This is a genomic window from Sinomicrobium weinanense (genome assembly GCF_018863395.1).
GTDB classification, from domain to species: Bacteria; Bacteroidota; Bacteroidia; order Flavobacteriales; family Flavobacteriaceae; genus Sinomicrobium; species Sinomicrobium weinanense.
The window spans coordinates 1-11893 of sequence record NZ_JAHKRR010000013.1; the positions used below are offsets into that span (position 1 = coordinate 1).

The following is an 11893-nucleotide window of genomic DNA, read 5'->3' on the forward strand; positions in this document are numbered from 1 at the left end:
AGCCTAACGCAATTCGTATCGTTAGCTGTTCTAATTTTGTCAAAAGAGTGATACTCTATTAAGTTGTGAGAAATCTGAATGTTTTTCAATTCCCAATTTTGGGATGTTCTTTTCTTTATGTTATCAATGTTGTTCATTTTTTGTTTTGCTTGCTTTTGGGGCTGTACTTTTTCAGCGTTTCCATAGATCGAATGTCTTGTTGTCAGCACAACTTGCCGATTTTATCACGTTCTCAAAATTAAATCCTTCATAGTTTGAAACAATGTCGTAAACTTTATTCCAACCCTCAGAACCCTGGGGAATCGAACACCCTTTCCCGTTACCCATTAAAATCAGCCAAACATCAGGCAAAAAGGGGCCTTCGTCCATGTTTACAAGTTTTATTTCTTCTATTTCGTTCCAATTGATTTGTTCGTCATTCCTTTTCGGGTGGGTTACTTTTATATTGGTATTTGAGATTTCCATCTGATATAGTTCTTCTGGTTGTTGTCGTTGGTTTACCCCAAAGAGCTTTTTCCATACTCCCATTAGCTTAATTGGTTTAGTTCGTTGATTATGTTTTCTTTGGCTTGATTTTCGTATTTGGCCTTGAAAAATTCAGTTTTAAAGATAGAGTCCAAGTTCAATAAGTTTTTCAGGACATTTTTTCTCCCTTTTCGGTACATGAAGTTCGGATATATTTTATACTCTTTTCTGATGTTCCGACAGTAAACTTGATATTCGGTTGTACAATCCGTCAATCAATAAATGTATTTTGTATGGAATCACCCGAATCAAACCTAATTGATGGTCTGTGAATACGGTCAGGATTAAAGCAGTTATCCCTATCACTACCGACAGGTATAATGCTGTTACATTAGAACGGCCCAAGCCCAAAAGATAGGGAAGGGCTATTAAAGCAAAGGCTACCGGATAATCCCAATATGCGTGAATTTGTTTTGTTACGAATTTCATAAGATGCCCGGTCTAAGATTTAAAGTATTGCTCTTCTACAATTTGTCCATTTTGCCAAACGGTGCGGAGTATTTCGTGCCATAGTATTTTGCTTCCGTCTTTCATATCAAAATCAAAAGTGAACTCGGAAAAAGAAACATTGCCGTTCAATGAGGTGTAATGCAGGGTAATGCCATTTACTTTGGCAATAGTATTGGCAAAGCCTTGCATTTTGGTTAGCATTTCGGATTTATTGTTGGTTATAGTGCCATCAAAATCAATGGTTCTAGCCTTCGGCGCAAAATACTTTTCCGTAGCTTCTACAATTTGTCCTTTTTTTACCAGTTCGTTTTTGGCAGACAAGATTTCATTTAATGATTGTTCCATTTCTCTTTAATTTAAAATTAGGTGTCATTATTGACCATGTAAAGATCAGCAGGGAAATGATGGGGAAAAATGAAATAAATCAAGAAATTCCATTGATGTAGTTCAACTTTTTCTATTGCCTTGTTTGTTACGGATGCGTGATAAAAATTCAGTACTCATCCCCAAGTAAGAAGCAAGGGCATATTGGGGTACCCGTTGAACAAAATTTGGGTAATTCAGTAAAAAGTTCTCATACCGGGCTTCTGCCGGGTGCGACAGATTAAACAGTATTCTTCTATGCTCAAAGGCCAGGCCCTTTTCTGCCATAATCCTAAAAAATGTTTCAAACTTATGATTGCTGTTCTTTAACTCTTGTTCTTTGACGTATTGAATTTGAAGAATGGTGCTGTCTTCCAAAGCTATAATAAATAGTGTGGCTGGATATTGATAGATATAGCTGTTAAAATCTGAAACCCACCAATTCTCTATTGCGAATTGTAAGGTGTGTTCCTGTCCATTATCGGTTATGGCATAAGTCCTGAAGGCCCCTTTTACGACAAATGCCCTATGCCTGTTTATAAAATTGGGCTGAACAATAAATTGTCTTTTTTTAACTTTGACCTCTTCAAAGCTCAAAGCAAATTGCTCTGCTTCAATGTCGGTCAAGGAAACAAAGTTTTGTACATATTTTAGCAGCTGTTCTTTAGTCTTGTGCAAATCTGGTTATAATTTTATAGTTTTCAGCATCCTCACTAACGGTTAAATATAGCATGGACTTCCCGAAATAATGTAAATGTTAGCTCAAGAAATCAATAGCGTTTCTTTTAAATGGGGAATTGCAACGAACAGTCCATAACCATCAGTTATAGGGTTAAAGTTAAGGTTTTTCAGTTTAGAACAGACGCAATTGTAGCTATACATGGAGCTTGTTGCACAAATACGTCAAAATACAAAAGAAAAAGCCCGAAGGAGAAAATTTCGAATCGATACCAAAAGGATTCCCTACACTTGAAGAAAATCAAAATAAGTGACGCTATTTCAAAAGTCTCGATAAAATTTTTTTTATATGATCAAGACTACTTTACGGTCGATAGGAAGAACCCTACCTTTGACCAGTCTCACACAGCATAGGAGGTATAATGTTATGGATTTGCTACAAAATGGTTTTGTTGTTAACCTTCGGCTAACTTGCTGATTTGCTTTTGTGTTTTTTGTGAGATTCCCGCATTTTGCTCTGTAAAGATTAGGAACATTGCTTAAATGTCAAGTAAACGAAACAAAATACTTGACATTTTATTGAATGATTTAATTTGAAAGGGATTATGTTTGTACGATACAGCTTTAGGCATCATTCGATGAATTTTAAGACTCTTGTTTGTTCTTTTTTTCCATCTTTTGTAGGAATGGAGGTGATAAAAATGAGAAAGGAAAGCGATGTGCAGGGTCCGAGGTTTGCCGGTTAGTTGTTTGCAGGTAAATAGTTTATGAGAAGGACTTTTTTATAAGTTTTTTCTAATTTCATCATATTCTAAAGAAGTCGATTTAAATTATAGGTATCAAGTAGTCTAAACTCATTATTTTTGTATGTTACATATAACCAGTATTTTTTAATCTAAGGAATTCCTCGACCCTTTGCGTCGGGGTTAGGCTGAAAAGTTTGAAAACCGGAGAGTTTTTATGACGCTTTGAAAAAGTGTGTTTTCGGTATATTACCCCGTAATTTCATTAATATCATGGATAAACCTATACTTCTCCTGTTCCTCTTTATTGTTTTTCAGCTTACCTGCAATGCACAGGATCATGTAAAAATCGATAGTTTATTAAATGCGTTGAAGCAAGTAGGGACCGATACCTCCCGTATCAGTATCCAGGGAGAACTCGTTAGGGAATATGTCCGAATCGGTGAAAGTGGCAAAGCATTTTCCACTGTTTATGAAATGCTGACAATGGCCGATAACACCAAATTCACATGGTATAAAGCCAAAGCAAATCAATTGGCGGGATATGTACACACCGTGGAAATGAATACTGACAGTGTACTATTTTATAGTAATAAGGCCCTGGACTTACTTGAAAGTGAAAACAGCCTGGCTACACTTCGGGTAAAAGTTACGGCTACTAACAACCTGGCGGTCGCCTATTCTGCCAGTGGTAATATGCAGAAGGCAGTAGAACTGATCATTTCCAATTTGCCCCGGCTGGAAGCACTCAAAGATACCCGTTTGTATCACTTAACGGTTCATAATATTTCTTCCAGCCTGGTGATGCTGAAAGAATACCAAAAGGCTTATGAATATATGCTGGAAGATGTGAAATTGGCTGATAAAACAGACGCAGACAAAGAGTTTCGTGCACTGGCTTATCTAAATGCCAATGTGTTGTGCTATAATATGCAAAAACTCGACCAGCAACAAGCCTATTTGACTAAAGCCAGGAAAAGCCTGGAAGCATTGGGCCCCAACAGGTATTGGGGCCAGTACTATGCTTATGAAACAATGTACTTTGCGGCGCGCAAAAAAATAGGTGAAGCCAGAAGGGCCCTGGCAAAAGCTTTCGATCAGGCGGAGAACTATAAAGATAGGATGAACCTCTACCTGGCCTATGAGGCGAAACGCGAAGTGGAAACCGCCGCCGGTAATACCCAAAAAGCCAGGGAAGCGGCTTTTGTCCTTTATAGCATGGGGAAGGAAGACCAATATGATGAAGCAACCATCGTTGCACTAAAAGATGTTGCAGATCTTTCGAGCCGGATGGAGGATTATAAAACAGCTTACCAATATTTACAAAAACATACCGCCTATAAGGACAGTGTAGATCAACAACAAACGTTGAAAAATGTTCACGAACTGGAAGTAAAGTATCAGACATCCGAAAAGGAAAAGCAGATCCTTCAATTGCAAAAACAAAAAATACAGGCCGAACTAACCGCTGAAAATAATCGTTTACTTAATTGGCTTTTGGGTATTGGCGCGTTGATCTGCCTTTTGATCATTCTTTTTCTGATCAATACTTATCGCAATCATAAAAAGCAAAGTTTGCAACGGGTCCGGGACATGGAACAACAACAGGCATTGAAGCTAACGCAAACGATGCTGGAAGGTGAAGAACGGGAACGGCAACGCATCGCACGAGATTTACACGATAGTCTCGGGGGCTCATTATTGGGTGTGAAGTTCAAACTTCTGGAGCAACAGGAAAGGGAAGCTATTGCAATGGCAGATGAGGTTACATCATTACTGGATAAGTCGATCACCGAACTTCGTCATATTACCCGAAATATGATGCCCGAATCACTCATCCATATAGGATTGAAGGGAGCCCTGGAAGATCTGTGTCTTTCCCTCAATTCCTCCCATACAAAAATTGAATTTCAATCAAACGGAGTTGATCAAAGCCTGCCAATAGCCTCACAAATAAATATCTTCCGGATTATCCAGGAATTGCTCTCCAATGCCCTGCGCCATGGAAAAGCCGGCAATATCCTGGTACAGTGTGTCCAGGACGAGCAGGTTTTCCTGATTACCATCGAAGACGACGGTTGTGGCTTTGATACTTCCGGGAAGAAAAACTCGAAAGGGATTGGACTTAGCAACATTCACAACCGGGTGGAGTATATGAAAGGCAAGCTGGAAATAGATTCTGCACTTAATCAGGGAACGACTGTTAATATTGAGCTTTTTATTTAAAGTCTTTTGGCTTTTGATCCTTATAAAGGCTCGGGATCCGTGTAGTATAGCCCTTTGCCGATGCCGACCGCCTCGCCGTTGACTTTGGTTTCAGAAAAGAGGACTCCCAGCAAGAGCCCACCAGCGTAATTTTTATTGAGCCAGATGTATTGCACCAGGTTTGTTTGGGTTTGAGGGATTAGGGGATCAGGATAGTCAACTACGACAGTATAGGACATTTTAACACGCAGGGTATTGGAAAATGTCCCGGCTGCAGTTGTCAGGGTCCCATATCCGTCGACCTCGATGTCCTTTGTAGCGGTAGTGATTTCGCCATTACTGCCCGTTTCATGGTAATCATCCGAAAATTCTTGCTGATAGGCAATCGGAAACTTCCATACGGTTTCCGGATCATTCATAGTTGTTTGAATATCATCGTTTATACCTCCAATCCGGAGATATTCATTTTTCGAGAGTGTAAAATAGCTATAGCTGTCAATGTCCCCGTGCAGTAGGAAGGCCCTGTTGGCTTCTGGAAAAACATCACAACCCTCGGTATCAGGACAGTTTAAGGCTTCCTGAAAATTTGAGGAAAACGGGTTGTCGAATTTTGAAAAATCCCAACTGACCCCGGATCCTGACGGACCGGGATCAACTTCCTGATTGCTCACATCCACACTGAACCTTGTATGATCTCCCAGGGTTGCGTCAAACTCAGCTTGAGTGATCGTGTTCCCAGGCTCATCCGGTCCCTCATCTGGTTTGCCATTGTCATCGGAACAGGAAAAAAGGATCAGCACGGAAAAAACGAAAAATGTGTAATGATATAACGGTTGCTTCTTCATCGGTTCAATTTGTTTTGAAGTTACTCTTTACGAAAATAAGCCGCGTTTTCGGATATGAAAATACCCGAAAACGAGTATTTTTAAGAGCTATCGGTTCATTTTAACCAAGGCCTGTTGTAGCCTTCCCTAGCGTTGAAAAAAGCAATGTGTGCGATAGCACTCTTTGCTTGTGCGGTGGGTTTTCAGCTTCTGACTAACATATAGAAAAATACAATTAATTACCTTTTAAAATTACAATTTCTCAAAGCTATTCCTAAGCCTTTTACATGCTTCCAATCGTTTGTGCAACGAGTACCGTTATCGTGCGTAGGCTTTTTATTTTCATTTCAGTTAATCTAATGTTGTTAGATAGTCCAATATTTCGCTAGAAGCCTCAATCATTTTGGTTTCTATTCTCTCAGCTAGTTTGTCCAGGTTATTAAAATCAGGATTCTCAACCAAAGTCATTTCAAGAATAGAATATTTTGGCATTTCCGTTTTTTCTTTACTCCATTTTGTGTTTTTCAACAATTCCCAATATTTTTTCTGAATCGGTTGTAGCCTTACCCAATCTGACCCACAGAATTTTTGCAATTCCTGTTTAATTTTCTTAACTTTATTTTTCATAATTCATGATTTTATGGATTATTAGAAATTGGAAAGAGGGTGTTTCCGTCGAAAGTTGCACCCTCTTTCTTTTTGAACTATTCCGATTTAGTACCTAAGAAAAGAATTTCATTAGCTACGACCTCGGTCACATACCTTCTTTCCCCGTTGGCATTCTCGTAGGAACGGTGGGTCAGTTTGCCCTCGATGGCAATTTCCTTCCCTTTCTCGCCGTATTTTTCAATAACTTCGGCGTTTCTTCCCCAGGCTACAATGCTATGCCATTGGGTAGATTGTACCTTTTCCCCCTTTTTGTTTTTATAATACTCGTTGGTAGCGAGTGAAAAACGGGTCACTTTCTTACCACTCTCCAAAGTGGTTATTTCCGGGTCATCGCCCAGGTTTCCGATGAGTTGAACCCTGTTTCTGATCGTACTCATAATTGAAAAAATTTAAAGGTTAATAAATACCCCTTTCTGTATTTAATTGCGGGGAGGGGATGATTCGACCAGGTATTTTATAGCTGCGAGAAATGTGGGTATGGAATACAATTAAAAACAGTTTTAATTGACGTTTCTCCAGATCGCCCAACCGTTTTTCTTTGAGATACTTTTGCCATTTCTTTAAATTTTGATGTGTTATGTGCATTAAAAACTCCGGTTTTGAGAAGGCTCCGGAGCAGCCTTTTGTTAGCGTCATGCCATCTCGCAGATCTCCTGGAACAACTGTGTATCCAGTCTTTCCTGCCTGGAAAAGCTTTTTTTAGGTTACGGTGCAAAACGGCGTTAAAAGCATTGTACCCCAACCAAAGGTTTGGTGCTTCATGGAGCAGCAAAGATTCACGGTCCAGAATCTCCAGGATTTCCCTGGCTTTTTTAGAAGGATCGTCATTTTTATCACTGCACTCATAACGAAATAGTTTGGTGCGTTCCAAAACTTCCCTGACGAATTCTTCGGGATCCAGAATTGGGACAGTCATCATCGGGCTGAACTGGTCGGAGATGGTATAAAATTCGTTGTCCAGGAATTTTTGAAAAAGCAGTTCTAACTTCGGCATGATCAGTTGTACGCTGTTCGTACTGTGTTTTACAAAAAAGGCAATCTGTGACTGTGCCACGTGCAGGCCGTTGGCACAAACTTTTCTAAAAAAACCGAAATGTCCTAAAGTTCGTTCACTACCATCGTATGAATTGGTGAACCGTAGCATCGGTAGTATTTGATCCTCCTGATGATTTACCGCAAACTGAGAATGATCTTCAATGATAAAATCCATACTGAAGGACCGGTCGGACCTGTTGATGGTCTGACGATGATAGTTCAGCTCGGCATCAATAAGCATTTGCTCGGCTTTTGTAAAGAAAAGTTCATTGGGAATATGCCCATAGCCTTTGGACACGATGTTGACAATCTTACCATTGGAGATAATGACATTTTCAAGCCCCCTGCGGGGTTCCATGGAGGTGAGTTCCTGTAAAGGTTTCATTTCCGTTTTTACAAAAACCTCGTCCTGCTGTAAATTGTTTAAATACATAACATTATAATTTTAAGTTAAACAATATTTGCAGGTCAACCCAAACGGAAGACAAAATTTTGTCTCAAATTTTCAAGTAAAAAATTGGGGGACCTTTAGGGGGTCCGATTTTTTAGGCAGATAAATTTGAATGCAAATATTTTGCGGGTTTAACTTTCGGTAATATTGTATGAAGACTTATTACATACTACTGATGATTTTGACAGTACTGCGTAAGCGGACTTAACCCATTTCATTTTGAGCAAGTGCAGTGTCCCCTTCCAGGGCTATCCGGACCAGGGCAACGGAGTGGAAATAAAAAGGAAGGTGGCGTGTCCAAGACCTTTTCGACGTAGCGCTTTTCCCAAAAAAAGGAAACGGAATGTCTACCTGTAAAACGGGCAGGCTGGGGAATGGGTTGAGAAACTGAGTTTACGGGTTTAAATTTGGATAAAGAAGGGTGGTTTCAAAAGACTTGTTGTGTAGGTTTCCCTAAAAGCTGGGTAAGGCTACACCTGCGTGTAAAGCACAATGAATGAATCCTTAAAACTTATGAGCCTTAACCGGGTTTTTGGCTATTCGACCAGCAAATGTGTGGGGAAGCATTTGCCGAGATAATTATGTTAAATACTTCAATGGGTATTCTTTCTTCGTGAATACTGGCCTTTGGTCAATTGCTATCAATTATTCCGTTGCATGATTTTTAAGAGCATTTGACAGATTATTAAGAATAGTCCAGTTGATATCGGACTAACTTTGATTGCGGATTTGATAATTAAAATCAATTTATATGAAAAAAAATAAAACAATATGCTAAATATTAATATAAAATAATCTTCACGTATGAGAAAAACTTTATTAACCACCATTGCTTTAACAATTGATCGAAGAAAAAAGGTCCCCTTAATGATGTGTTGTTTATTTACAGTGCTCATAACTTTTGTGGGACGGGCCTCTGTTTTTTATTCCCAGTCAACGATAACGATTTCAGGAACCGTTACTGATGAGAAAGGAGTTCCCATGCCGGGGGTCAATGTTATCGAGTTGAACAGCTCACGGGGAACAACAACAGATTTTGACGGAAACTTCAGTTTAAAAGTGAAGGAAGGGGCCACGGTTGAATTTAGTTATATAGGGTATAACAAGTATATTTTAGAAAACACTTCCGAGGCTATGAAAAATCTGGAAGTAAAGCTGGAACCGGATTCTTCTGAACTGGACGAGGTTGTTGTTATAGGATATAGTACCCAGTCTAAAAAGGATTTGACAGGTGCTGTTGCTACAGTGAGTTCCGAGGATATTACACAGCGGAATGTGACAAATATCTCTCAGGCCATTCAGGGAGCCATGCCAGGGGTCACGGTTACCAATAACGGATCTGCTCCCGGGTCCGGTGCTTCGATAAGAGTAAGAGGGATTACGACATTACAGGGGAGTACCAGCCCCCTGATCCTCGTAGATGATGTACCGGTAGGGAGCCTTGATGATGTAAACCCGAACGATGTAGAGTCCATTTCCGTATTAAAGGATGCGGCAGCAGCAGCTATTTACGGTTCCAGGGCGGCAGCAGGCGTGGTCATTGTTACGACAAAAAGGGGGAGGGAAGGAGTCTTCAATATCAATTACAGCGGAACCCAGATCGTAAATACGCCCACAGAGATCAGATCTACGGTTGGGCCATTGCGTTATATGGAAATGAGTAATGAGATGTCCTGGAATGATGTAGGCAACGGAGACAATGAATTTCCTATATATTCACAGGATTTTATTGATTCTTATCTGGAAAATAACATAGAAAACCCGGATGAATACCCGTTAACGGACTATAAAGACCTTATTCTTAAAGATTATGCTTTCGGATACCGGCACAACCTGACCATCAGTGGAGGCGGAGAAAAGGTAAAAACCCTTGCTAGTCTGGGATATGAGAAGCAGGAGGCGCTATACGACCATCGCGAATGGAAACGCTATACCGCCAGGGTAAATACCGATATTAAACTAAGTGATAAATTCGGGGCTAATCTCGATATTTCGGCCCGGCTTGGGAATGCTGAAGGGCCTATTGTTGATCCGACCAATCTGGCTATAGAGTCCCCTTCCATCTTCCCGGCAGTGTGGTCAGATGGGCGTATTTCCGGGGGGAAACAGGGAGAAAATATCTATGCCGAGTTGCATCATGGAGGATTTACCAATACCGATACCTATCAGTTCTTTGGGAAGTTTGGAGTATACTATAAACCGGTAAAAGATCTGAAAATATCTCTGAACCTTTCTCCTCGTTATAATTTTACCCGGTACAAATCCTTTAACAAAACCATACCCTACTGGGATTATGATGATCCTTTGATGACCGGGGAACCCAATTATATCAAAGGACATAACGTTCTGGATACGAGGCTTACCGAAAGACGGAAATTTTATAAGGCACTTACCACACAGGTGCTCGTAAATTACGACAAATCTTTCGGAAAGCATCATATAGAAGCCTTATTGGGATTTGAGGAATTTTCATCCGAAGACGAAGTGCTGGGCGTAGCAGGCCGTGAGTACGATGTTGTGGAATACCCTTTTCTTAATCAGGCCCCTGTAGATAAGGTGTTTAACGACAATACCAGTATATCGGAACTGGCGTATTCTTCGCACTTCGGGCGTGTCGCCTATAATTATGACAGTAAATATTATGCCCAGGTCAATGTGAGGAGAGATGCTTCCTCCAGGTTTGGTTCAGCCTATCGGTGGGGAACTTTTCCCTCGGTTTCCCTGGGGTGGGTACCATCCAATGAAGATTTCTTTTCCGGACTCAATTCTCTGGTATCTTTCTTAAAGTTCAGAGGGTCTTATGGTAAACTTGGTAACGACAGGCTGGGAAATTACCTGTACCTGTCTGTATTACAATTCAGTAACACCCTTTTTGCCAACGGGTCCGAAGTGGAATCGCTCAGAACAGCGGCACAGCACTTTCTCGCTATCAATGACATTACCTGGGAAAGCACAACTACGCTAGACCTGGGAGTGGATGTCTCTCTTTTTGACAGCAAATTGTCAATTACCGCAGATTATTACGATAAGGAAACCAAAGATATGTTGCTCAACCTGAGCATTCCGGATTTCAGCGGCTATGAAGACCCTACGGATAATGTGGGAACCATGCACACCAAGGGGTGGGAAGTTGCGGTTTCCTGGAAAGATCATATCGGGCAGTTAAAGTATTCTGCAGCTTTTAATATGTTCGATTCCAAGTCTGTGATCGGAGATATCGCAGGCAAGAGGATTATCGGAGATCGGACCATCTCTCAGGAGGGAGATCTCTATAATGCATGGTACGGGTATAAATCGGATGGGATCTATCAAACACAGGAAGAAGTGGATAATTCAGCCACTACCTCTGATAATGTAAGCCCCGGTGACATCAGGTATGTAGATATCAGTGGCCCCGATGGGGAACCGGATGGTATTATCAATGAACTGGACAGGACACAGCTCGGAGGTTCCACCCTACCCAGATATGAGTACGGAGGAAATATCAGGCTGGAATATAAGGGCTTCGATCTCGGCCTGGCTTTTCAGGGAGTGGGGAAACAGAAAGCCTACCTGAGGTCACGGTATGTACAACCGTTGTATTCCGGATGGCAGCTTCCTCCCTCTCTCATTGACGGCAATTACTGGAGCGTATATAATTCGGCATCCGAAAATGCTCGCGCTGCATATCCCCGACTGTCTAGTGTATCTAAGAATAACAATTACCGGTTTTCCGATTTCTGGCTGATAGACGGTTCGTATTTCAGAATGAAAAATATCACTATAGGATATTCACTGCCTGGTAATGTTATGGATAAGGTCGGGATTTCGGGACTTCGTATCTACCTGTCGGGGAATGATCTTTTCTCGATTGATAATTACCCGGAAGGAATTGACCCCGAAGATAATGCCGGGTATTTATTTACCAAGTCGTATCTAGTAGGGATAAATGTTAATTTATAAGAGCACTG

Annotated in this window: 9 protein-coding genes; 2 read left to right on the plus strand and 7 right to left on the minus strand. The window is 40.8% G+C overall.

Going from position 1 to position 11893, the window contains the following annotated elements:
* Positions 1-171: 171 nt before the first annotated feature.
* From KN811_RS20575 to KN811_RS20585, 3 genes are all read right to left on the minus strand, one after another.
* A complete protein-coding gene (locus tag KN811_RS20575; protein ID WP_187967565.1) occupies positions 172-528 on the minus strand; it encodes a hypothetical protein in 357 nt (118 codons plus the stop codon).
* Between the two features lie 438 nt (positions 529-966).
* Complete coding sequence (locus KN811_RS20580) at positions 967-1320, minus strand: hypothetical protein (protein ID WP_187967566.1); 354 nt, start codon at positions 1318-1320, stop codon at positions 967-969.
* A gap of 102 nt (positions 1321-1422) precedes the next feature.
* A complete protein-coding gene (locus KN811_RS20585; RefSeq protein ID WP_247716575.1) occupies positions 1423-1965 on the minus strand; it encodes a Crp/Fnr family transcriptional regulator in 543 nt (180 codons plus the stop codon).
* Between the two features lie 1067 nt (positions 1966-3032).
* On the opposite strand from KN811_RS20585, the gene KN811_RS20590 reads away from it, so the two are divergent.
* Positions 3033-4985, plus strand: coding sequence for a sensor histidine kinase (locus KN811_RS20590; RefSeq protein WP_187967568.1), 1953 nt, complete (start codon positions 3033-3035; stop codon positions 4983-4985).
* A gap of 20 nt (positions 4986-5005) precedes the next feature.
* Here KN811_RS20590 and KN811_RS20595 read toward each other — a convergent pair whose 3' ends face one another.
* From KN811_RS20595 to KN811_RS20610, 4 genes are all read right to left on the minus strand, one after another.
* Positions 5006-5809, minus strand: coding sequence for a hypothetical protein (locus KN811_RS20595; RefSeq protein ID WP_187967569.1), 804 nt, complete (start codon positions 5807-5809; stop codon positions 5006-5008).
* Between the two features lie 330 nt (positions 5810-6139).
* Positions 6140-6415 carry a DUF7000 family protein gene (locus tag KN811_RS20600; protein WP_187967570.1) on the minus strand — a complete coding sequence of 92 codons (276 nt, stop codon included), beginning with the start codon at positions 6413-6415 and terminating at the stop codon, positions 6140-6142.
* 77 nt (positions 6416-6492) lie between these two features.
* Entirely contained in the window at positions 6493-6834 is a 342-nt protein-coding gene (locus tag KN811_RS20605) for a single-stranded DNA-binding protein (RefSeq protein ID WP_187967571.1), read from the minus strand.
* 77 nt (positions 6835-6911) lie between these two features.
* Positions 6912-7925, minus strand: a complete 1014-nt coding sequence (locus KN811_RS20610) for a DUF932 domain-containing protein (RefSeq protein WP_187967572.1) — start codon at positions 7923-7925, stop codon at positions 6912-6914.
* Positions 7926-8810: 885 nt separating this feature from the next.
* Between KN811_RS20610 and KN811_RS20615 the strand changes: the two genes are divergently transcribed.
* Positions 8811-11885, plus strand: a complete 3075-nt coding sequence (locus KN811_RS20615) for a SusC/RagA family TonB-linked outer membrane protein (protein ID WP_216334994.1) — start codon at positions 8811-8813, stop codon at positions 11883-11885.
* The last annotated feature ends 8 nt before the right edge of the window (positions 11886-11893 follow it).